The organism is Rathayibacter sp. PhB1 (genome assembly GCF_004362935.1).
GTDB lineage: Bacteria > Actinomycetota > Actinomycetes > Actinomycetales > Microbacteriaceae > Rathayibacter > Rathayibacter festucae.
Genome location: NZ_SNYD01000002.1, coordinates 658,571 through 681,086 on the forward strand (window position 1 = coordinate 658,571; position 22,516 = coordinate 681,086).

A 22,516-nucleotide genomic window follows, 5' to 3' on the forward strand; every position below is an offset into this window, starting at 1 on the left:
GGCCGCGCTTGGTAGTCTCTGCCGAGTGCGATCTCGTCGAGCCTGGTTCGTCTTCGGTGCCGGTGCCTTCGCGTACCTGGTGGCCGTCCTCGACCGCACGACGCTCGGAGTGGCGGGCGTCGACGCCGCGGAGCGGTTCGGCATCTCGGCCGCGATGCTCTCCTCGCTCGCCGTCGTCCAGCTGATCGTCTACGCCGGCATGCAGATCCCGGTCGGCATCCTCATCGACCGCTTCGGGCCGAAGACGCTGATCCTCAGCGGGACCGCGCTGATGATGGTCGGCCAGATCGTCCTGGCCTTCGCGCCGTCCCTCGGCGTCGCGATCGTCGGCCGGATCCTGGTGGGTGCGGGCGACGCGGCGATCTTCACCTCGGTGATCCGGCTGACCGTGACCTGGTTCAGCGGACCGATCGTCCCGCAGCTCTCGCAGTGGATCGGCAACATCGGGCAGGTCGGCCAGATCCTCTCCGCCCTGCCTTTCGCCGCGATCCTGCACGCGGCGGGCTGGACCCCCGCCTTCCTCTCCGTCGCCGGGATCGGCGCCGTCGCCTTCCTCGGCGTGCTCCTGCTGATCACCGACGTCCCGCCGCGGACCGAGCCGATCGTCCTGGTGCCGCCGACGCTCCGCGCCACGATCGCCCAGCTGGGTGTCAGCCTGCGCCGCCCGGGCACGCAGCTGGGCTTCTGGTCGCACTTCGTGACGCAGTCCTCCGGCACCGTGTTCACGCTGCTCTGGGGGTATCCCTTCCTCGTCTACGCGATCGGACTCGAGCCGGGAGTCGCCGCTCCGACGCTGACGATCGTCGTGGTCGCCGGTATCGTCGTCGGCCCGATCCTCGGCGTCCTCACTGCCCGGCACCCGATGCGGCGGAGCAACCTCGTGCTCGGCATCGTCTCGGCGATGGCTGTGGCGTGGACCGTCGTCCTGCTCTGGCCCGGCGTGCCGCCGTACTGGCTGATCGTCCTGCTGCTGATCGTCATCGGCGCCGGCGGGCCGGGATCGATGATCGGCTTCGACTTCGCGCGCACCTTCAACCCGTCCCGGAGCCTCGGCGCCGCGAACGGCGTGGTGAACGTCGGCGGCTTCCTCGCGAGCTTCACGATGATGTTCCTGATGGGGCTGCTGCTCGACTCGCTGGCAGGGCCGGGCGCGGACTCCGCCCGGCTCTACTCGATGGACCACTTCCGGCTCGCCTGGTGCATCCAGTACGTCGTCGTCGGAGCGGGCGTGATCGGGCTGATCACGGCGCGCCGCAGGACCCGGCGCCGGCTCGCCGAGGACGAGGGAATAACGGTGGCCCCTCTGTGGGTTGCATTGAACGACCGTCTCCGTCGTGGCCGCGCAGGACGCTGACCGTCGGACCCGCCCTTCCCCGTCCCCCCGCGAGGCCCCGCATGGCCCCGCGTCGGACTCCTCCCGGAGTGCCGAAGCCCTGAGCGCACGGCCGCACTACTCAGGCGTGCAATAATTGTCAATAGGACCCGTTCGGGTCGAGGAGCACGGCGCCCACGTCGGGCGTGCGATCCCCTCGACTTGACATGGGTCCTCGTAATGCCCACCGACGGACGACGCCTCCCGGCCTCGCCCGCAGCCGGGACGCAACGGATGGAGAGGTGCCGCCATGGCCACCAGAGCTACCAAGACCGCAACGCTCGACGCCGTCGACGACGACGTGACGACGACCAAGAAGCCCGCCGCGCGCAAGCCGGCGGCCAAGACCACGCGCGCCCGCGCGACCACCAAGGCCGCGGCTCCCGCCTCCGCCGAGGAGGAGCCCACCGACGCCGCCGAGCCCGAGGACGTCGACGGCGATGCCGTGGACGAGGAGGAGACGGTGGTCGTGGTCGAGGAGACCGAGACCGAGGCCAAGGACGACACCGAGACGCCGGTCGTCGCGGCCGCCGCTCCGGCCGAGCCGCTGCCCAGCGGCGCGCTCGTCCTCTCCTTCGGCGGCGACGACGACGAGGTCCCCGTCTACTCGACGGCGATCACCGGCGCCACGGCCGACCCGGTCAAGGACTACCTGAAGCAGATCGGCAAGGTCGCGCTCCTGAACGCGGCCGAGGAGGTCGAGCTCGCGATGCGCATCGAGGCGGGCCTCTTCGCCGAGGACAAGCTCGCCAACTCGAGCGACCTCAGCCCGGAGCTCGTCCGCGAGCTGCGCTGGGTCGCGAAGGACGGGCAGCGGGCCAAGAGCCACCTGCTCGGCGCGAACCTCCGCCTCGTGGTCAGCCTCGCCAAGCGCTACACCGGCCGCGGCATGCAGTTCCTGGACCTGATCCAGGAGGGCAACCTCGGTCTGATCCGCGCGGTGGAGAAGTTCGACTACACCAAGGGCTTCAAGTTCTCGACCTACGCGACGTGGTGGATCCGCCAGGCGATCACCCGCGCGATGGCCGACCAGGCCCGCACCATCCGCATCCCCGTGCACATGGTCGAGGTCATCAACAAGCTCGCCCGCGTCCAGCGCCAGATGCTGCAGGACCTGGGCCGCGAGCCCACGCCCGAGGAGCTCTCCCGCGAGCTCGACATGACCCCCGAGAAGGTCATCGAGGTGCAGAAGTACGGCCGCGAGCCGATCTCGCTGCACACCCCCCTGGGTGAGGACGGCGACAGCGAGTTCGGCGACCTCATCGAGGACACCGAGGCGGTCGTGCCGGCCGACGCGGTGGGCTTCACGATGCTGCAGAAGCAGCTCGAGTCGCTGCTCGACTCCCTCTCCGAGCGCGAGGCCGGCGTGATCCGCATGCGCTTCGGCCTGGGAGACGGCATGCCCAAGACGCTCGACCAGATCGGCGACACCTTCGGCGTGACGCGCGAGCGCATCCGCCAGATCGAGTCCAAGACGATGGCCAAGCTGCGCCACCCGTCTCGCTCGCAGTCGCTCCGCGACTACCTCGAGTAAGCCGGTGATCCGCTACGCGCCGGCGGTCCTCCTCGGGAGGGCCGCCCGGTTCGCAGCGCGCGTCCGCAAGCCCGGCGGAGGCTCCGCCGTGCCCGGACTCGTCGTGAACCGCCTTGCGCCGGGCTTCCTCCCGGCCGTGCTCGACGGCTTCACCGACGGCCTCGTCGTCGTCACCGGCTCGGCCGGGAAGTCGACGACGACCAAGATGCTGGTGGCCGTCCTGCGCGCCCACGGGCTGCGCGTCTTCACCAACCCCTCCACCGCGAACATCGCCCAGGGGCTGACCTCGGCGCTGCTCGAGCGCACCGACCTCCGCGGCCGGATCGACGCGGACATCGCCGTCCTCGAGATGGACGAGGGTCACGGTGCGCGTCTCGCGCCCCGGATGAGCCCGCGCGTCGTGCTGCTCACCAACGTCGTCGTCGATCAGATCGACCGCTTCTTCGACCCGGCCATGGTCGCCCGGATGCTCGCGACGATCGCGAGCCGGGCCACGGGTCCGGTCGTGCTCAACGCGGACGACCGCCACGTCGCCGACATCGCGACGAGCCTGCCGAGTGACCGCCTGCGCTGGTACGGCGCCTCCGCAGCCGTCCGCGCCGCCGCCGTCGGCGGGCTCGGCTACGCGGCCGACGCCGAGGGCCAGGACGGGCGCGCGACGACCGTCGTCGAGACGACCACCGGTGCCGCGGCGACGATCCGGAGCGACGGCGACGTCCTCGACGTCCGCCTCCCCGCCCGCGGCGTGCACTACGCGGTCGACGCCGCCTCGGCGGTCTCCGCGGCGCGCGCGATCCTCGGCACCCGCTTCCTCCCCGCGATCACCGCGGAGGCGCTCTCCTCGATCGACCCCGTGTTCGGGCGCGGCGAGAACGTGACGGTGCGCGGCCAGGAGGTCGAGTTCGTCCTGGTGCAGAACCCGGCGAGCTACCGCCTCAACATCGCGGAGATCCCCGAGGGCACCGAGCAGATCATGCTCGCCCTCGGCTCCGACGTCCGCGACCCGTCCTACTTCTGGCCGGTCGACACCGCCCGCCTAGGGCGGGTGCGGGTCGTCTCCGGCTCGAAGGCGCACGAGGCCGCGCTGCAGCTGCGCTACGACGGGGTCGCGATCGACGCGGTCGACGACGACCTCGGCCGGGCGCTCGACACCTTCCTCGCGCTGCCCGCTCCGAGCCACGGGCGGAAGACGATCGTCTTCTCCGCCGACTCGATGCGGCGCACCCGCGCCCACCTCCAGCTCGCCTCCAACCGCGAGGAGACCGCGTGACCACCCTGCTGATCGGCGTGCTCGCCCCGGACGTCCTGGACAGCAACGGCGACGCGGCGAACGCCCGCGTCCTCGCGGCACGCGCCGGCTGGGCCGGTCTCGACGCCCGCGTCCTGCCTTTGCGCGAGGAGGCCGACTTCTCCGAGCGGCCCGATGTGCTCGTGGCCGGCACGGGAGCGGACGAGGACCTGCCCGCCGTGCTCGACCTCCTCCGCGCCGTCGGCGACACGGTCCACGGCTGGGTGCGCGACGAGACCGAGGTCGTCGCCGTCGGCGCGGGCTGGGAGCTGCTCGCCGAGTCGTTCGCGACGCCCCAGGCCGTCGTCGCGGGCATCGGGGTCCTCCCCGGTCGTGCGGTGACCGCCGAGCGGTCGACGGACGACCTCGTCGTCGAGTCGAGCGCGGGCGTCCTCGTCGGCTTCGAGAACCACGCCCGCCGTTTCGAGGGCATCGACCCCGCCCACGTCCTCGGCCGGGTGCTGCACGGCACCGGCGACGGCGGGGGAGCGGAGGGCTACGCCGCGGGGTCGTTGCTCGGCACGCACCTGCACGGTCCCGTGCTGGCGAAGAACCCCGTCCTCGCCGATGCGATCCTGCACCGGGTGGCCGAGCGGCGCGGGCTGCTCTACTCGACCCGGGACGAGCGGATCCGCGCGGCGGATGAGACAGCTCGAGCCGCCCGCGAAGTGATCGCGAAGCGGCTCGGAGTCGGCCGGTAGGGAGTCCCGCTCCCCACCGGCGAGGTGGGCGGACCGACTAGGGGCGCTGCTCCTCGAAGAGGCGCGCCGACTCGTCGTGCCAGCTCTGGGCGATGCTGGAGAGCTTCTCCTGGTACTTCTTGCCGTGGTGCGCGCAGAACAGCAGTTCTCCGCTGTTCACCACGACACGGATGTAGGCCTGGGCTCCGCAGCTGTCGCAGCGGTCTGCCGCGGAGAGCTGCTGCGATCCAGCGAGCTCGTCCACGCCGTTCTGGGTTGCTGTGGTCGACATGACGTGGCCTCCTGCGCTCGGGTCTTCGACTTCGGTGGACTCGGCCTCTCGGCTCCGTCCTTCCCTTGGTCCAACCATCAAAGCACGCGGATGTTTCCCGGCAGAGTCGATCCCGTGGCATTTCGCTCTGCGCGTAGGTCCCCCGGCGCACTTCCCAGGCCGTGAGCACCGTGATCGCGCTCCGCCGCGCCGCGGCCGGGGTGTCGTCCCTCGAACCTAGACTGATCGGATGGCCTCCACCGACTACTCCGCACGGCACCTCTCCGTCCTCGAGGGCCTCGAGGCGGTGCGCAAGCGTCCCGGCATGTACATCGGCTCGACGGACTCCCGCGGGCTGATGCACTGCCTCTGGGAGGTCATCGACAATTCGGTCGACGAGGCCCTCGCCGGGCACGGCACCGAGATCAGCGTGGTGCTGCACAAGGACGGCAGCGTCGAGGTCCGCGACCGCGCCCGCGGCATCCCGGTCGACATCGAGCCCAAGACCGGGCTGACCGGCGTCGAGGTCGTCTTCACCAAGCTGCACGCGGGCGGCAAGTTCGGCTCCGGCTCGTACGCCGCCTCGGGCGGCCTGCACGGCGTGGGCGCCTCGGTCGTGAACGCCCTGTCGGAGCGGCTGGACGTCGAGGTCGACCGCGACGGCCGCACCTACCGGATGTCCTTCCACCGCGGCGAGCCGGGCCGCTTCGCGGACTCGGGCGAGCCGACCCCGGACGCTCCGTTCTCGCCGTTCGAGAACGGCTCCGAGCTGGAGATCGTCGGCAAGGTGAAGAGGGGCGTCACCGGGACGCGGGTCCGCTACTGGGCGGACCGGCAGATCTTCACCAAGGGCGCCGCCTTCCAGACCGACGATCTCGTCACCCGGGCCCGGCAGACCGCCTTCCTGGTGCCGGGGCTCACGATCGACATCGTCGACGACCGCGAGGAGGAGCGCCGCGCCGAGATGTTCCGCTACGACGGCGGCATCTCGGAGTTCGTCGAGTTCCTCGCTCCGGACGCGGCCGTCACCGACGTGCTGCGGCTCACCGGCAGCGGCACCTTCGCCGAGACCGTGCCGGTGCTCACCCCCGGCGGCGCGATGGTGCCCACCGAGGTCGAGCGCACTTGCGAGGTCGACATCGCGCTGCGCTGGGGCACCGGCTACGAGACCGTGCTGCGCAGCTTCGTCAACATCATCTCGACACCCAAGGGCGGCACCCACCAGACCGGCTTCGAGCAGGGGCTGCTGAAGCTGCTCCGCGCGCAGGTCGAGGCGAACGCCCGCAAGCTCAAGGCCGGCTCGGACAAGCTGGAGAAGGACGACGCGCTCGCGGGTCTCACCGCGGTGCTGACCGTGCGCCTGCCCGAGCCGCAGTTCGAGGGCCAGACGAAGGAGGTCCTCGGCACCCCGGCGGTGCGCGCGATCGTCGCGCAGACGATCACCTCGACCCTCGGTGCCGTGTTCGCCTCGACGAAGCGCGAGGACAAGGCGCAGATGTCGCAGCTGCTCGAGAAGCTCGTCGCCGAGATGAAGTCGCGGATCTCGGCCCGTGCGCACAAGGAGACCCAGCGCCGCAAGAACGCGCTCGAGTCCTCCTCGTTGCCGGCCAAGCTCGTCGACTGCCGCAGCAACGACGTGGAGAACAGCGAGCTGTTCATCGTCGAGGGCGACTCGGCGCTGGGCACCGCGAAGCTCGCCCGCAACAGCGAGTACCAGGCGCTGCTGCCGATCCGCGGCAAGATCCTCAACGTGCAGAAGGCGAGCATCGCCGACATGCTCTCGAACACCGAGTGCGCCTCGATGATCCAGGTGATCGGGGCCGGATCCGGTCGCTCCTTCGAGCTGCCGGCCGCGCGCTACGGGAAGATCATCCTGATGAGCGACGCCGACGTCGACGGCGCGCACATCCGCACGCTCCTGCTCACGCTGTTCTTCCGCTACATGCGGCCGCTGGTCGAGGCCGGCCGGGTCTTCGCCGCGGTGCCGCCGCTGCACCGCGTCGTGGTGATGAACTCCGGGAAGAAGCCGAACGAGACGATCTACACCTACTCCGAGAAGGAGCTGCAGGGCGTCCTCGCCGGGCTGTCGAAGGCGAACCGGCGCTACCAGGACCCGATCCAGCGCTACAAGGGCCTCGGCGAGATGGACGCCGACCAGCTCGCGCTGACGACGATGGACCGCTCGCGGCGGACGCTGCGGCGGGTCAAGGTGTCGGACGCCGAGAACGCGGGCCGGGTCTTCGAGCTGCTGATGGGCAACGAGGTGGCGCCGCGCAAGGACTTCATCGTCCGCGGCTCCGAGACGCTCTCGCGCGACCGCATCGACGTCTGAGGCCCGTCCCGCGCCGGGGCGGCGCGGGACGACGGTCTAGAACTGCTCGGGGGCCGCGCCGATGCTGGCGACCGGGGCCGCGAGGGCGACGCCGGAGCCGTCGCGCTTCATCCCGGAGTCGGGCAGTGCCGCGACGCTGCCGTCGGCCTCGAGCGCGTGCGCCGGGCCGGGGCCGACCCAGGCGACGCCGAGGGCGGTCTCGCCCTTGAGGAAGCGCTGGGCGCGGACGCCGCCGGTCGCGCGGCCCTTGGGCGGGAACTCCGAGAACGCCGACACCTTGGCGCTGCCGGTGTCGGTGCCGGTGAGGGCCCAGCTGTCGACGGCGACGGTCGCGACGACGGTCTCGTCGCGCTCGGACTCGGGGACGACCGCGAAGGAGACGACCTCGTCGGTCTCGCTGATCTTGACACCGGCCATGCCCGCCGCGGTCCGGCCCTGCGGGCGAACCGCCGAGGCGGAGAAGCGCAGCAGCTGGGCCTCACCGGTGACGAAGACGAGCTCGTCCTCGTCGGCCGACGGCGCGGCGCCGACGACCGCGTCCTTCGGCCGCAGGGCGATTAGCTCGATGTCCGGGCGGTTGGGCAGGTCGCCCGGGGCGACGCGCTTGACCGTGCCCTGCAGGGTGCCCAGGGCGATCGGGCGCGGGTCGTCGAGGGCGACGAGGGCGAGGACGCGCTCGTCCTTCGCGAGGTGGCTGAGGTAGTCGCTCATCCGCACGCCCGCGCCGAGCTGCACTGAGGAGGACGGGACGGACGGGACGTCGACGGGGGAGAAGCGCAGCAGGCGGCCCGCGGTCGTCACCGCGCCGATCTCGGCGCGCGTGGTGGTGTCGATCGTGCTGAGCACCGCGTCGTGCTTGCTGCGGCGGGTCGCGCGCTCGGGGTGCGGCGCGGCCTCCGGGTCGCGGTCGATGCGCACCATCCGCCCGGTGGTGCTCAGCAGCACTCGGCACGGCAGGTCGGCGATCTCGAGCACGGCGGCGGTCTTCCGGCCGGTCGTGGCGACGGAGGGGCGCGCCTCGGTGAGCAGCGTCCGGCGCGGCGTGCCGAGACGCTGCGCGACGTCGTCGAGCTCGTCGGACACGAGCGCCTCGAGGCGGCTGCGGCTGGCCAGCAGCGCCTCGAGCTCGGCGATCTCGGCGAGGAGGGTGTCGCGCTCGGTCTCGAGCTCGATCCGGGAGAACCTCGTCAGGCGGCGCAGCTGCAGCTCGAGGATGTAGTCGGCCTGGTTCGTGCTGAGGTCGAAGACCTCGATCAGCCGGGCCCGGGCGGCGGCGGTGTCGTCGCTCGCGCGGATCAGCTGGATGACCTCGTCGATGTCGAGGATCGCGATCAGCAGTCCCTCGACCAGGTGCAGCCGCTCCTGGCGCTTCCGGAGGCGGTAGCGGGAGCGGCGGGTCACCACGGTCAGGCGGTGGCCGACGTAGACCTGCAGCAGCTCTTTGAGGCCGAGCGTGCGGGGCTGGCCGTCGACGAGGGCGACGTTGTTGATCGAGAAGGCGTCCTCGAGCGGGGTGTAGCGGTACAGCTGCTCGAGCACAGCCTCCGGGCTGAAGCCGGTCTTGATCCCGATCACGAGGCGGAGGCCGTTGTCGCGGTCGGTGAGATCGGTGACGTCGGCGATGCCGCTGAGCTTCTTGTTCTGGACGCCGTCCTTGATCTTGTCGATGACCTTCTCGGCGCCGACGAGGTAGGGCAGCTCGGTGACGACCAGGCCGGACTTCCGGGCGGTGATGCTCTCGACCGAGACGCGGGCGCGGGTCTTGAAGCTGCCGCGGCCGGTCGCGTAGGCGTCGCGGACGCCGGCGAGCCCGACGATCGTGCCGCCGCTGGGGAAGTCGGGGCCGGGGACGAACGACATCAGGTCGTCCAGCGAGGCGTCGGGGTGCGCGATCAGGTGCCGCGCCGCTCCGATCACCTCGATCAGGTTGTGCGGGGCCATGTTGGTGGCCATGCCGACCGCGATGCCGCTCGCGCCGTTGACGAGGAGGTTCGGGAACGCCGCGGGGAGCACCTCGGGCTGGTCGTGCGAGTTGTCGTAGTTGGGGACGAAATCCACGACGTCCTCGTCGAGGTGCTCGGTCATCGCCGTCGCCGCGGCGGCGAGACGGGCCTCGGTGTAGCGGGCGGCGGCGGGGCCGTCGTCGAGCGAGCCGAAGTTGCCGTGGCCGTCGACGAGCGGGACCCGGAGCGTGAACGGCTGCGCGAGGCGCACGAGCGAGTCGTAGATCGAGGCGTCGCCGTGCGGGTGCAGCTTGCCCATCACCTCGCCGACGACGCGGGCCGACTTCACGTGGCCGCGATCGGGGCGCAGGCCCATCTCGCTCATCATGTAGAGGATGCGGCGCTGCACCGGCTTCAGGCCGTCGCGGGCGTCGGGCAGGGCGCGGGAGTAGATCACCGAGTAGGCGTACTCGAGGAACGACCCCTCCATCTCGGCCGAGACGTCGACGTCCTCGATGCGCTCGGTCAGGGAGGATCCGGAGGGAGGGGGTGCAGCGTTCATGTCTCACTTCGGTAGCGGGCGCGGGCACGGCGGGGCACGCTCCGCGGAGGGGCGCAGCGTGCGAAACTGGGCGCGATGACCCCCATGCTACCGGCCGTCCCCGCCGGGCGGCGGAGCCTCGCCGACGTCCTCCCCGGCGCTCTCGACGCCCTCCTCGGCCGCCCGGGGACCTTCGGCTCGCCGCGCGTCGAGCGGATCGTCGTCGTCCTGGTGGACGGGCTCGGAGCGGCCAACCTGCGGCAGCGCGCCGGGCACGCCCGCACGCTCGCGCCCGCGCTCACGAAGGCCACGACCCTCGCCTCCGGCTTCCCGACGACGACCGCGGCGGCCCTCGCGAGCCTCACCACGGGCCGGCGCCCGGGGGAGCACGGGATGGTCGGCTACCGCGTGCTCGACCGGGCGCACGACCGCCTGGTGAACCAGCTCTCCGGCTGGGACGACCGGATGGTCCCCGAGCAGTGGCAGCCGCACCCCACCGTCTTCGAGCGGGCCGTCGAGGCGGGCGTCGCGGCCAGCGTCATCGGCGCCGCCCGCTACGCGCACTCGGGGCTCACCCGGGCGATCCTGCGCGGCGCCGAGTACCGGGTCGCCGGGGGAGTCGCCGAGCGCTTCACCGCGGCGCGCGACCTCCTCGACCGCGGCGGCCGCCAGCTGGTCTACCTCTACGTCCCCGAGCTCGACATGACCGCGCACGCCCGCGGCTGGGAGTCGCCGGAGTGGACGACGGCCCTGGAGCAGCTCGACGGCGAGGTCGCGGCGTTCGTCCGCGGACTCTCCGGCCGCGAGGGCGTGCTCGTCACCGCCGACCACGGCGTCCTCGACGTGCCCGCCTCGTCGCACGTCCTCGTGCGCGATCCTGCGCTCCTCAAGGGCGTGCGCCACCTGGCCGGCGAGCCGCGTTGCCTGCAGCTGCACCTCGAGGCCGGGGTCGATCCCGCGGTGGTCGCGGCGCGCTGGATCGAGGCGGAGGGCTCCCGGGCCTGGATCGCGACGCGCGACGAGGTCGCGGCGAGCGGCTGGTTCGGCGAGATCGGCGCTCCGGCGGCGGAGCGGATGGGCGACGTCTTCGTCGCCGCGCGGAAGGCGATCGCCTACTACTCGGCGGAGGACGCCTCCGGCCGGTCGATGATCGGCCAGCACGGCTCGCTCACCCCCGAGGAGACCCAGGTGCCGCTGCTCGGCTTCGGCGCGCTCTCCGGGATCTGAGTCCCGGGAGCGCGCTCGCCCTCTCCGGCGTCGACCGGTCAGTCGTCGACCGGTCAGTCGTCGCTGCGGGCCCCGAAGACGATCTCGTCCCAGCTGGGGATGGCGGCCCGGCCGCGGCGCATCGAGGTGCGTCCGCTCGCGGCGGGGTGCTCGGCGGCGGGTGCCGCGGGGCGCTCGGGCTCGGGGGCCTTCGGGGCGACGACCGCGGGGGCCTCCGGCTGCGGCTCCTCGCGCACCCGCGCCGAGGAGGCGTGGTCGCGCTCGCCGCGCCGGCGACGAAGCGCGTCGAGGAGATCGGCCGTGTCGTTGAGGTTGCGCTCGCGCTGCTCGGTCGTGCTGGTCACCGGGCGGGGGAGCGTCGAGACCGGACGCGGCGTGTCCGAGAGGGCCGGCTGCGGCTCGGTGTCGGAGGGTCGGGAGGCGGCGGGGCGGGAGTGCGGGAGGCGCGAGGGCCCCTGGCGCTCGGAGCCCGCTCGCTCGGAGCCCGGGCGCTCGGGGCGCGACGGCTCCGCGGGCTTCGCGAAGGCGTCGGTGTCGAAGCGGGTCGCCAGCTCGTCGACCGCGGCGGGGATGACGGCGCGCAGGCGCGGGATGAGCGTCGGCCGGATCTCGCCCTGCTGCGAGAGCGTGGTCGCCTCGGCGGTGAGGGGGGAGAGGAGCGCCTTCTTGGGGTCGAAGCGCCAGCGGGCGTCGTGGTCGATCTCGTCGGAGCGGAAGAGCAGCTTGACGACCCAGCCCTCCTCCTCCTTCCAGCTCGACCACTGCTCGCCGTCGGCGCCGAGGGCGCCCAGGCGCTCGCGGATGACGTCGCCGAAGGGCGTGCCCTCCTCGAGCGGGTCGGGGTCGGCGCTGGTGTAGACGCGGACCGCCAGGGCGGAGGCGACGATGTGCTCGCGCTCGGCCGTGACCGGGCCCTCGAAGCGGGCGACGTAGTCGAGGTCGGCGCCGGTGAGCTCGGCGACCTCCTCGGCGGAGAGGCCCGAGCGGATGTGCGACTGGATCTCGCGGGGCGACACGCGCTTCTCCCGCGGGGGCAGCGAGTGCACGCGCGGGCGCAGCTGGCTCTGCAGCGTCTCGTCGATGCGGACGGAGAACCGCTCACCGCCGTCCGAGACGAGGACGAGCGATCCGCTCTCGACGCCGATCACCTTCAGTTCCATCATCGTGCTGGACCTCCTTCTGGCCGCGGACGAGCCCGTGCCTGCCGCGAACCGGCTCAGGATCGCACGCCGACGGGCCGTTCCCCGGGAATACCGCGGGCGGGTCGAAAGTTGGTGCGGAGGAGGGCGCGGCAGCGGCTGTCAAGACGCGTTCGAAGCGGTTTGCGCATCGATACTTCTTGATGCACACTGTCCCCGCCGATTTGTTGAACGACTGAATTTAAGAAGTGGATGGGAATGGCTACGGACTACGACGCCCCCCGCAAGACCGATGACGACTCCGAGTCGATCGAGGCCCTGAAGGAGCGAGTCCCCGACAAGATGTCTGGTGTCGTCGACGTCGATGACGCCGACAACCCGGGCGGATTCGAACTGCCCGGTGCCGATCTGTCCGACCTCGATCTGGACGTCGTGGTCCTTCCGCCGCAGGCGGACGAGTTCACGTGCGTCAGCTGCTTCCTGGTGAAGCACCGCTCGCAGATCGACCACGAGGAGAAGCTCGGCCCGATCTGCCTGGAGTGCGCCGCCTAGGCCTCTCCCGGCTCCGAAAGACCAGCGCCCCGTCGCCGTGATCCCTCCCGGATCGCGGCGACGACGTCGTTGGGGCGCCTGCTCGACAGCAGCCAGTACGGCGTCGGGTCGGCAGGGTCCTCGATCGGGACCCGCACGACGTCGCGCACCCAGCCGCGGATGACGAGGAACGCCCTGGCGTCCAATCGCGGTCCGCGCTGAGCGAACGCCCGCTCGCCGGTGAAGGCGACCGCGTCGCCCACCAGCTCGAGCGGGATGTGCGCGCGGCCGGCCCGCAGCTCGCCGTCGACGACCTCGATGGTCGGCGACGTGGCCAGCAGCGTGCCGACGGTGCCGCCGTAGAGCACCAGCGCGACGAGGAAGCCGACGGACAGGTTGATCGGCGCGAAGACCAGGATGCTGGCGGGGATCACGAGGGCGGTGGAGACGAAGAGCCAGGGCGCGGGCCACAGCCTCTCTCGGTAGGACGGCATGTCCCTATTGCATCAGACGATTGGTCTACCCTCGTCACGTGAACGAAACCGTCGACGTCCCGATCCGCGCGGACGAGGTCCCGTTCTACGCCCACCCCGGTGACGCCGGAGCCGATCTGCGCTCCACGGAGGAGCTCGTGCTCGCTCCCGGTGAGCGGGCGAGCGTCGGCACCGGAGTCTCGATCGCCCTGCCCGACGGTCACGTCGGCTTCGTCGTGCCGCGCAGCGGGCTGGCCTTCAAGCACGGCCTCACGATCGTGAACGCGCCAGGCACCATCGACGCCGGCTACCGCGGCGAGATCCGCGTGGCGCTCCTGAACACCGACGCGCGCGAGCCGTACCGGATCGCCGCGGGCGACCGGATCGCACAGCTCGTCATCCTGCCCGTCGTCCGGGCCCGCTTCACCGCCGTCGAGGAGCTGCCGGACTCCGTCCGCGGCACCGGCGGCTTCGGCTCGACCGGCTACGCCACCGCAGCACCAGCAGACGCCCGCACCAACGAGGAGAACGCATGAGCGACATCCAGCCCGCCGGCACCGAGGACGCGGCCGTCGAGACCGCCGCGCAGGACTTCGAGAAGTCCGCGCCCGCCGACCGCGCCGAGGCCGGCCCGCTCGACGAGCGCGAGGCCAACCCGGTCCGCCCCTACATCGACCTCGGCGGGGTGAAGGTGCTGCCCCGCGAGGGCATGCACATCCGCCTCGAGGTCGAGGAGGCGACCAAGCGCGTCATCGCCGTCGGCCTCGACTACGCCGGGTCCACCCTCCAGGTGCAGCCGTTCGCGGCGCCGCGATCCTCGGGTCTCTGGCACGAGATCCGCGGGCAGATCGCGGAGCAGATCGGCCGCCAGGGCGGCAGCACCGAGGAGCGCGAGGGCGTCTTCGGCCCGGAGATCGTCGCGCAGCTCCCGCTGGCCGGCGGCGGCGTGCGCGTCGCGCGCTTCGTCGGCGTCGACGGTCCGCGCTGGTTCCTCCGCGGCGTGATCGCCGGCGCGGGGGCCACCGACGAGCAGGCCGCGGCCGCCGTCGAGGACCTCTTCCGCAGTGTCGTCGTGGTGCGCGGCTCCGGCCCGATGCCCCCGCGCGACCTCATCCCGCTCAAGATGCCGGACAGCGGCCAGACCCAGCAGAGCGCGAGCTGAGCGGGATGGGCGCCGAGGGCGACCCGCAGCCCGAGCGCGCCGATCAGCCCGAGCGGCCCGAGCGTGCTGTCCAGCCGGAGGTCGGCGAGGCGATCGCGAAGGCCGCCCGCCGCTCCGGACTCGGCGTCGTCGCCGACGGCGAGCCGTTCGACGGCCGTGCACTGCTCGGCTCGATGGGCGGTGTCCGCGGCATCCTCGAGGCCGTCGTGCCCGGGGTCGCCTTCGTCCTCCTCTTCACGATCACGGGAGAGCTCGTGCTCTCGCTGGTCGCCTCGGTCGGGATGGCCGTGCTGTTCACCGTCGCGCGGATCCTCGGGCGCACCCCGGTCATCCAGGCGGTCGGCGGTCTGCTCGGCGTCGTGATCTCGGCCGCCCTCGCACTGATCACCGGCCGCGCCGTCGACAACTTCGTGCCCGGGCTGATCACCAACCTCGTCTACGGCCTCGTCTTCCTGGTGTCGGTGCTCGCGCGCTGGCCCCTGATCGGCGTCGCGGCCGGCTACCTGATGGGCGACGGCACGGCCTGGCGGGACGACCGCCGGAAGCGCCGGCTCTTCTCGCTGCTGACGCTCGCCTGGGCGGCGCTGTTCTTCGTCCGGCTCGCGGTGCAGTACCCGCTCTTCCTCGCCGGCGACGCCACGGCCCTGGGCACCTGGAAGCTCGTGCTCGGCCTGCCCCTCTACGCACCGCTGCTGGTGCTCACCGTCCTGGCCGTGCGCGCGGAGTACCGCGGCGCGGCGGAGCGGGACGAGGCGGCTCCGCCCACGGAACGCGCGTAGAGTTGTCTCGACGTCAAGATAAATAGTTAGGTCCTCCTTGGTGGCGGGGCGCTGTGCGCGGTCGCCAAGATGGAGACGGATATGTGGGTGCGCCCGTCGGCGGAGCCCACGTCAGCGAAGGAGAGGGCGACGTGTCCGCGGTAGACAGCTTTGGATCGAAAGACAACCTGAAGGTCGGCTCGACCGACTACGAGGTGTTCCGCATCGACCGGGTCCCCGGTCACGAGAAGCTCCCGTTCAGCCTGAAGGTGCTGCTCGAGAACCTGCTCCGCACGGAGGACGGCGCCAACATCACGGCCGATCACATCCGCGCCCTGGGCGAGTGGGTCCCGGAGTCGGAGCCCGACACCGAGATCCAGTTCACGCCCGCGCGCGTCGTGATGCAGGACTTCACCGGCGTGCCCTGCATCGTCGACCTCGCCACCATGCGCGAGGCCGTCGCGGCCCTCGGTGGCGACGCGAACAGGATCAACCCGCTCGCGCCCGCCGAGATGGTCATCGACCACTCGGTCATCGCGGACCTCTTCGGCACCCCCGACGCCCTCGAGCGCAACGTCGAGCTCGAGTACGAGCGGAACGGCGAGCGCTACCAGTTCCTCCGCTGGGGCCAGACCGCGTTCGACGACTTCAAGGTCGTCCCGCCCGGAACCGGCATCGTCCACCAGGTCAACATCGAGTACCTGGCCCGCGTCACGATGACCCGCGAGGTCGGCGGCGTCCTCCGCGCCTACCCCGACACCTGCGTCGGCACCGACTCGCACACCACCATGGTGAACGGCCTCGGCGTGCTCGGCTGGGGCGTCGGCGGCATCGAGGCCGAGGCGGCCATGCTCGGCCAGCCCGTCTCGATGCTCATCCCCAAGGTCGTCGGCTTCAAGCTCTCCGGTGCCATCCCGGCCGGCGTGACCGCCACCGACGTCGTCCTGACGATCACCGAGATGCTGCGCAAGCACGGCGTCGTCGGCAAGTTCGTCGAGTTCTACGGCGCCGGCGTCGCCCAGGTGCCGCTCGCCAACCGCGCCACCATCGGCAACATGAGCCCCGAGTTCGGCTCCACCGCCGCGATGTTCCCCATCGACGACGTGACCCTCGACTACCTGCGCCTCACCGGCCGCAGCGACGAGCAGATCGCCCTGGTCGAGCAGTACTCCAAGCTGCAGAAGCTCTGGCACGACCCCGCGGTCGAGCCGGTCTTCAGCGAGTACCTCGAGCTGGACCTCAGCACGGTCGTCCCCTCGATCGCCGGGCCGAAGCGCCCGCAGGACCGCATCGAGCTCACCTCGGCGAAGACGCAGTTCGAGTCGGACCTCAACAACTACACCGACGTCACCCACGACATCGTCGACCTCACCCTCGCCGAGTCGTTCCCCGCGTCGGACCCCGGCGAGCTCCAGCCGCAGGACGAGTACAGCTCGCACTCGCACACCCACCGTTCGCACGCGCCGACCACCGCGTCCAAGCCGACCACCGTCGAGCTGGGCGAGGGCCACGAGAGCTTCACCATCGACCACGGCGCCGTCGCGATCGCCGCGATCACCTCCTGCACCAACACGTCGAACCCCTCGGTGATGCTCGCGGCCGGCCTGCTGGCCCGCAACGCGGCGCAGAAGGGCCTGAAGGCCAAGCCGTGGGTCAAGACCACGCTGGCGCCGGGCTCGAAGGTCGTCACCGACTACTACGAGAAGGCCGGGCTCACCGAGTCGCTCGAGGCCCTCGGCTTCTTCACGGTCGGCTACGGCTGCACCACCTGCATCGGCAACTCCGGTCCGCTGCTCGAGGAGATCTCGACCGCGGTGCAGGAGAACGACCTCGCCGTCACTGCCGTCCTCTCGGGCAACCGCAACTTCGAGGGCCGCATCAACCCCGACGTGAAGATGAACTACCTGGCGAGCCCGCCGCTGGTCATCGCCTACGCCCTCGCCGGCTCGATGAACTTCGACTTCGAGGTCGACGCCCTGGGCACCGACACCGACGGCAACGACGTCTTCCTCAAGGACATCTGGCCCGACGCGGCCGAGGTCCAGGCGACGATCGACTCCTCGATCGACAAGTCGATGTTCGACACGCAGTACGCCGGCGTGTTCGACGGCGACGAGCGCTGGCGCTCGCTGCAGACCCCCGAGGGCTCGATCTTCGAGTGGGACGAGGACTCCACCTACGTGCGGAAGCCCCCGTACTTCGACGGCATGACGATGGAGACGACTCCGGTCACCGACATCGCCGACGCCCGCGTGCTCGCCAAGCTGGGCGACTCGGTCACCACCGACCACATCAGCCCCGCCGGCTCGATCAAGGCGGACAGCCCGGCCGGTCAGTACCTCGCCGAGCACAGCGTGGACCGCAAGGACTACAATTCCTACGGCTCGCGCCGCGGCAACCACGAGGTGATGATCCGCGGCACGTTCGCGAACATCCGCCTGCGCAACCAGCTCCTGGACAACGTGGAGGGCGGCTACACCCGGGACTTCACGCAGGAGGGCGGCCCGCAGTCGTTCATCTACGACGCGTCGCAGAACTACCAGGCGCAGGGCACCCCGCTGGTGATCCTCGGCGGCAAGGAGTACGGCTCCGGCTCGTCGCGCGACTGGGCGGCGAAGGGCACCAGCCTCCTGGGCGTCAAGGCGGTCATCGTCGAGAGCTTCGAGCGGATCCACCGCTCGAACCTGATCGGCATGGGCGTCGTCCCGCTGCAGTTCCCGCAGGGCGAGACCTGGGCCTCGCTCGGGCTCGACGGCACGGAGTCGATCAGCATCTCGGGCATCGAGGCGCTGAACGAGGGCGTGACCCCGAAGACGGTCCACGTCGTCGCCTCGCCGACGTCCGACTCGCCCGAGGGCAAGCAGCCGATCGAGTTCGACGCGGTCGTCCGCATCGACACCCCCGGGGAGGCGGACTACTACCGCAACGGCGGGATCCTGCAGTACGTGCTGCGCTCCCTGGTCTGATTCCGAGCAGATCTGCGCGCCTCCCTGCAAGCCGGGGAGGCGCGCACCTGTTCCACCGGACCCCGTGCGTAGACTCGGGAGACGTCCACACCCCTCAGACATCCCCCGGAAAGGCGGCGCGAATGGCTGTTCTCGAGACCATCTCCGGACCGCGCGACCTCGACCGCCTGACCCGGACCGAGCTCGAGACGCTGGCGCTGGAGATCCGCGACTTCCTCGTGCGCGAGGTGTCCAAGACCGGCGGCCACCTCGGCCCGAACCTCGGCGTCGTCGAGACGACCATCGCGATCCACCGGGTCTTCGACTCGCCGCACGACGCGATCATCTTCGACACGGGGCACCAGTCCTACGTGCACAAGCTGCTGACCGGTCGCCAGGACTTCTCCGGCCTCCGTCAGCGCGGCGGACTCGCCGGCTACCCGCAGCGCTCCGAGTCGCCGCACGACATCGTCGAGAGCTCGCACGCCTCCAGCTCGCTGTCCTGGGCGGACGGCATCTCGCGGGCCTTCACGATGACCGGGCAGACGGACCGCCACGTGGTCGCGGTCGTCGGCGACGGCGCGCTCACCGGCGGGATGACCTGGGAGGCGCTGAACAACATCAGCGACGACAACTCCCGCGGTCTCGTCATCGTCGTCAACGACAACGGCCGCTCCTACGCCCCGACCATCGGCGGCATGGCGCGCTTCCTCAACGGCGTCCGCACCCGGCGCACCTACCGGACGCTGCACCGCGGCTCCCGCGCCGTCTCCGAGCGCCTGGGCGGCCCCGCGGCCGCGGTCTACCGCGGAGTGCGCGGCGGCCTGCACGGCTTCCTCAGCCGCTTCATCAACAACGAGGCGCTGTACTCCAACCTCGACATCAAGTACCTCGGCCCGATCGACGGACACGACCTCACCGCGATGGAGGAGGCGCTCCAGCAGGCCAAGGACTACGGCACGCCCGTGATCGTGCACGCGATCACGCAGAAGGGCAAGGGCTTCGAGCCCGCCGTCCAGGACCTCGCCGACCAGTTCCACGCGGTCGGCCAGATCGATCCCGAGACCGGCGAGCCGCTCAGCGCGAGCGGCGCCCGCTCCTGGACCTCGGTCTTCGCCGAGGAGATCGTCACCCTCGCGGACGAGGACCCGACGATCGTCGGCATCACCGCCGCGATGCTCCGCCCGGTCGGCCTCGACCGCCTCGCCGAGAAGTACCCGGACCGCGTGTTCGACGTCGGCATCGCCGAGCAGCACGCCGTGACCTCCGCCGCCGGCCTCGCCTTCGGCGGCCTGCACCCGGTCGTCGCGCTCTACGCGACCTTCGTCAACCGCGCCTTCGACCAGGTCCTGATGGACGTGGCGCTGCACCGCGCCGGCGTCACCTTCGTGCTCGACCGCGCCGGGGTCACCGGCCCCGACGGCCCGAGCCACCACGGCATGTGGGACCTCGCGATCCTCCAGGTCGTCCCGAACATCCGCCTCGCCGCGCCCCGCGACTCCGTCCGGCTGCGCGAGGAGCTGCGCGAGGCCGTCGGCGTGAAGGACGCCCCCACCGTCGTGCGCTTCTCCAAGGGCAACGTCGGCGACGAGATCGACGCGCTCGAGCGCCTCGACGACGGCGTGGACGTGCTGCTGCGCTCGGAGCGGCAGGACGTGCTGATCGTCACCGTCGGCCCGATGGCGGCGATGGGCCTCGACGTCGCGCAGCGGCTCGCCGCGCAGGGCATCGGCGCCACCGTCGTCGACCCGCGCTGGGTCGTGCCGGTGCCGCGCAGCGTCATCGACCTCGCGGCCGAGCACCGACTCGTGATCTCGATCGAGGACGGCGTCCGCGTCGGCGGCATCGGCACCCGGATCCGCCAGGACCTCCGCGACGCCGGCGTCGACACGGCCGTCACCGAGCTGGGGCTGCCGGACCAGTTCCTCGACCACGCGAAGCGCGAGGAGATCCTCGAGGACGTCGGACTGACTCCGCAGCACATCGCCCGCGACGTCGTCGCCCAGGTGCTCGGCAGCAAGATCCCGGTCGCGCGCCCGCTGCCCGAAGAGGTCGCGGCGCACGACGACGCGCGCAAGGACTGAGTGCTCGAGGACTGAGTGGTCGAGGACTGAGTGCTCAAGGACTGAGCACGCTCCACGCACGAGAGAGGGCGCCCACCGGACCGGTGGGCGCCCTCCTGCGTTCCTGCGGCTACTGGACCCCGCGGATGGCCGGGTCGTGGAACGTGCCGCCGAAGGCCCGCTCGCTCGCGCCGACGCGGTCGAGGTAGGGCGTCAGGCCGCCCATCTGGAACGGGTAGCCGGCGCCGAGGATGAGGCAGAGGTCGATGTCCTCCGCGGCGTGCACGACGTCGTCGTCCAGCATCCGCTTCACCTCGTCGGCGAGGCCGGTCTCGACGCGCAGCCGCAGCTCCTCGGCGGTCATCGGGTCGGAGCCGCCCTTGACGATGGCGACGGCGCGCTTGTCCACGCCCTTCACCCGGCCCTTGGCGTCGCGCTCGAAGACGTGCCCGAGCTCCGCCAGGCGGTGCAGGTTGGCGCTGTCGTAGAAGCGGTCCGGGAAGGCCGCGTGGTGCGTGTCGAGCACGTGCGCGCCGACCTTGAGTCCGACGAGCTCGAGCAGCTCGAACGGCGTCATCGGCAGGCCGAACGGCTCGAGCGAGGCCTCGACGACCTCGAACGGGGTGCCGGTGTCGACGGCGTGCATCGCCTCGCCGAGCACCTTCGCCAGCACGCGGTTGACCACGAAGCCCGGGGTGTCGCGGGTGATGACGGCGTTCTTCTTCAGCTTCGCCGCCGTGACCATCGCGGTCGACAGCGTCTCGTCGTCGGTCTGCGGCGTGTTCACGACCTCGATCAGCGGCATCACCGCGACCGGGTTGAAGAAGTGGAAGCCGACCAGGCGCTCCGGGTGCTGCAGCCGCTCGCCGATCCGCTCGACCGAGAGCGACGACGTGTTGGTCGCGAGGACCGCGGTGGGGGACACGTAGCGCTCGATGTCGGCGAAGACCTCCTGCTTGACGGAGAGCTCCTCGAAGACGGCCTCGATCACCCAGTCGGCGTCGGCGAAGTCGGCGCGGTCGGTGGTGCCGGTGACGAGACCGCGGAGGCGGTTCGCGTCGTCCGGCGAGAGGCGGCCCTTGGCGAGCAGGGTGTCGATCTCGCCGACGATGCTCGCGACGCCGCGGTCCACCCGCTCCTGGTCGAGGTCGGTGATGACGACCGGCACCTGGAGGCGGCGGACGAAGAGCAGCGCGAACTGCGTGGCCATCAGACCCGCGCCGATGACGCCGACCTTGGTGACCGGCTTGGCGAGGCTCTTGTCCGGCGCGCCGGCGGGGCGCTTCGCCCGCTTCTGCACCAGGTCGAAGGCGTAGATGCTCGCGCGGAACTGATCCCCGGAGACGAGGTCGGCCAGCGCCTCGTCCTCGGCGGCGAAGCCCTCCTCGCGGGTGCTGCTCTTGGCGGCCTTCAGCAGGTCGAGCGCGCGGTAGGGCGACGCGGCGACGGTGCCGATCTTCGACTCGAGCTGCTTGCGGGCGATCGCGATCGCGGCGTCCCACTTGACCAGCCGCTCGATCTTCCCGGGCACGTTCGGCCGCTTGACCTCGACGGTCCCGCCGAGGACGCCGTCGGCCCAGACCAGCGAGTTCTCGAGGAAGCTCGCGGAGGGGAAGATCGCGTCGGCGATGCCGAGGTCGAAGACGTCCTGGCCCTTGAGGGTCCGGTTGTTCTTCAGCGGGTTCTCGACGATCACCTTCAGGGCGTTCTCGATGCCGATCAGGTTCGGCAGCAGCCAGGCGCCGCCCCAGCCGGGGATGATGCCGAGGAAGACCTCGGGCAGCCCGAGCGCGGGGATCGAGGCGTCGACGGTGCGGTAGTCGGCGTTCAGCGCGATCTCGGTGCCGCCGCCGAGCGCGAGCCCGTTGATGAAGACGAACGAGGGGACGCCGAGCTCGGACAGCAGGCCGAGGGTCCTGTGGCCCAAGCGCGCCAGCTGGCGTCCGATCTCGTGGCTCGGGATGCTGCCGACCTTGCTGAGGTCGGCGCCGGCGGCGAGGATGAACGGCTTGCCCGTCACGCCGACCGCCTGGATCTCGCCGGCCTTCGCGCGCGCCTGCTGGGCGAGCAGCACGTCGGCCAGCTCGAACAGCCCGGCGGGGCCGAAGGTGCTCGGCCGGGTGTGGTCGCGGTCGTTGTCGAGCGTGATCAGCGCCAGGACGCGGCCGCTGGGGAGCGGGACGTCGCGGACGTAGGAGTGGGTGACGACCTCGCCCTCGGCGAGTTCGACCAGGTCCTCGAATCCTTCGAGCATGGG

17 protein-coding genes are annotated in these 22,516 nt (G+C 71.4%); 12 read left to right on the top strand and 5 right to left on the bottom strand.

Annotation, left to right across the window (positions count from 1 at the left end; translation table 11 throughout):
- The first annotated feature begins 25 nt into the window (after window positions 1-25).
- The 4 genes from EDF17_RS07235 to EDF17_RS07250 all read left to right on the top strand — a co-directional run bounded on the left by EDF17_RS07235 (window position 26) and on the right by EDF17_RS07250 (window position 4,895).
- On the top strand, window positions 26-1,354 hold the full coding sequence (locus EDF17_RS07235) for an MFS transporter (RefSeq protein ID WP_123445847.1): 1,329 nt from the start codon (window positions 26-28) through the stop codon (window positions 1,352-1,354).
- A 268-nt stretch (window positions 1,355-1,622) separates the two neighbouring features.
- Window positions 1,623-2,906, top strand: a complete 1,284-nt coding sequence (locus EDF17_RS07240; protein WP_123445848.1) for an RNA polymerase sigma factor — start codon at window positions 1,623-1,625, stop codon at window positions 2,904-2,906.
- 4 nt (window positions 2,907-2,910) lie between these two features.
- Window positions 2,911-4,176 carry a Mur ligase family protein gene (locus EDF17_RS07245; protein WP_123445849.1) on the top strand — a complete coding sequence of 422 codons (1,266 nt, stop codon included), beginning with the start codon at window positions 2,911-2,913 and terminating at the stop codon, window positions 4,174-4,176.
- Window positions 4,173-4,895: a cobyric acid synthase gene (locus EDF17_RS07250; protein ID WP_123445850.1), complete on the top strand. Its 723-nt coding sequence runs from the start codon at window positions 4,173-4,175 to the stop codon at window positions 4,893-4,895. The genes EDF17_RS07245 and EDF17_RS07250 overlap by 4 nt, the downstream gene beginning before the upstream one ends.
- A 37-nt stretch (window positions 4,896-4,932) precedes the next feature.
- Here the strand turns inward: EDF17_RS07250 and EDF17_RS07255 are convergent, their stop codons facing one another.
- Window positions 4,933-5,166: a hypothetical protein gene (locus EDF17_RS07255; protein ID WP_123445851.1), complete on the bottom strand. Its 234-nt coding sequence runs from the start codon at window positions 5,164-5,166 to the stop codon at window positions 4,933-4,935.
- A 229-nt stretch (window positions 5,167-5,395) separates the two neighbouring features.
- On the opposite strand from EDF17_RS07255, the gene EDF17_RS07260 reads away from it, so the two are divergent.
- On the top strand, window positions 5,396-7,477 hold the full coding sequence (locus tag EDF17_RS07260) for a DNA topoisomerase IV subunit B (RefSeq protein WP_123445852.1): 2,082 nt from the start codon (window positions 5,396-5,398) through the stop codon (window positions 7,475-7,477).
- Window positions 7,478-7,513: 36 nt separating this feature from the next.
- Here EDF17_RS07260 and EDF17_RS07265 read toward each other — a convergent pair whose 3' ends face one another.
- Complete coding sequence (locus tag EDF17_RS07265) at window positions 7,514-9,982, bottom strand: DNA topoisomerase (ATP-hydrolyzing) (protein ID WP_123445853.1); 2,469 nt, start codon at window positions 9,980-9,982, stop codon at window positions 7,514-7,516.
- A 75-nt stretch (window positions 9,983-10,057) separates the two neighbouring features.
- Between EDF17_RS07265 and EDF17_RS07270 the strand changes: the two genes are divergently transcribed.
- The gene (locus EDF17_RS07270) at window positions 10,058-11,188 is read left to right on the top strand and encodes a nucleotide pyrophosphatase/phosphodiesterase family protein (protein ID WP_185019960.1); all 1,131 of its coding nucleotides are present in this window, start codon (window positions 10,058-10,060) and stop codon (window positions 11,186-11,188) included.
- Window positions 11,189-11,241: 53 nt separating this feature from the next.
- On the opposite strand, the gene sepH is transcribed toward EDF17_RS07270, so the two are convergent.
- The gene (sepH, locus tag EDF17_RS07275; RefSeq protein ID WP_123445855.1) at window positions 11,242-12,351 is read right to left on the bottom strand and encodes a septation protein SepH; all 1,110 of its coding nucleotides are present in this window, start codon (window positions 12,349-12,351) and stop codon (window positions 11,242-11,244) included.
- A 234-nt stretch (window positions 12,352-12,585) separates the two neighbouring features.
- On the opposite strand from sepH, the gene EDF17_RS07280 reads away from it, so the two are divergent.
- Window positions 12,586-12,879 (top strand): DUF4193 domain-containing protein, encoded by a 294-nt coding sequence (locus EDF17_RS07280; protein ID WP_055792269.1) that lies wholly within the window; start codon window positions 12,586-12,588, stop codon window positions 12,877-12,879.
- Here the strand turns inward: EDF17_RS07280 and EDF17_RS07285 are convergent.
- Window positions 12,876-13,352, bottom strand: a complete 477-nt coding sequence (locus EDF17_RS07285; protein WP_123445856.1) for a DUF3093 domain-containing protein — start codon at window positions 13,350-13,352, stop codon at window positions 12,876-12,878. The two genes, EDF17_RS07280 and EDF17_RS07285, sit on opposite strands and share 4 nt — an antisense overlap.
- A 38-nt stretch (window positions 13,353-13,390) precedes the next feature.
- On the opposite strand from EDF17_RS07285, the gene dut reads away from it, so the two are divergent.
- The 5 genes from dut to dxs all read left to right on the top strand — a co-directional run bounded on the left by dut (window position 13,391) and on the right by dxs (window position 20,280).
- Window positions 13,391-13,867 carry a dUTP diphosphatase gene (gene dut, locus EDF17_RS07290; RefSeq protein WP_123445857.1) on the top strand — a complete coding sequence of 159 codons (477 nt, stop codon included), beginning with the start codon at window positions 13,391-13,393 and terminating at the stop codon, window positions 13,865-13,867.
- Window positions 13,864-14,493, top strand: a complete 630-nt coding sequence (locus EDF17_RS07295; RefSeq protein WP_123445858.1) for a DUF3710 domain-containing protein — start codon at window positions 13,864-13,866, stop codon at window positions 14,491-14,493. The genes dut and EDF17_RS07295 overlap by 4 nt, the downstream gene beginning before the upstream one ends.
- 5 nt (window positions 14,494-14,498) lie before the next feature.
- On the top strand, window positions 14,499-15,272 hold the full coding sequence (locus EDF17_RS07300) for a DUF3159 domain-containing protein (RefSeq protein WP_123445859.1): 774 nt from the start codon (window positions 14,499-14,501) through the stop codon (window positions 15,270-15,272).
- A gap of 131 nt (window positions 15,273-15,403) precedes the next feature.
- Window positions 15,404-18,217: an aconitate hydratase AcnA gene (gene acnA / locus EDF17_RS07305; RefSeq protein ID WP_123445860.1), complete on the top strand. Its 2,814-nt coding sequence runs from the start codon at window positions 15,404-15,406 to the stop codon at window positions 18,215-18,217.
- Between the two features lie 122 nt (window positions 18,218-18,339).
- Window positions 18,340-20,280 carry a 1-deoxy-D-xylulose-5-phosphate synthase gene (gene dxs, locus EDF17_RS07310; RefSeq protein ID WP_123445861.1) on the top strand — a complete coding sequence of 647 codons (1,941 nt, stop codon included), beginning with the start codon at window positions 18,340-18,342 and terminating at the stop codon, window positions 20,278-20,280.
- A gap of 109 nt (window positions 20,281-20,389) precedes the next feature.
- Here the strand turns inward: dxs and EDF17_RS07315 are convergent, their stop codons facing one another.
- Window positions 20,390-22,513, bottom strand: coding sequence for a 3-hydroxyacyl-CoA dehydrogenase NAD-binding domain-containing protein (locus tag EDF17_RS07315; RefSeq protein WP_123445862.1), 2,124 nt, complete (start codon window positions 22,511-22,513; stop codon window positions 20,390-20,392).
- Window positions 22,514-22,516 lie beyond the last annotated feature (3 nt).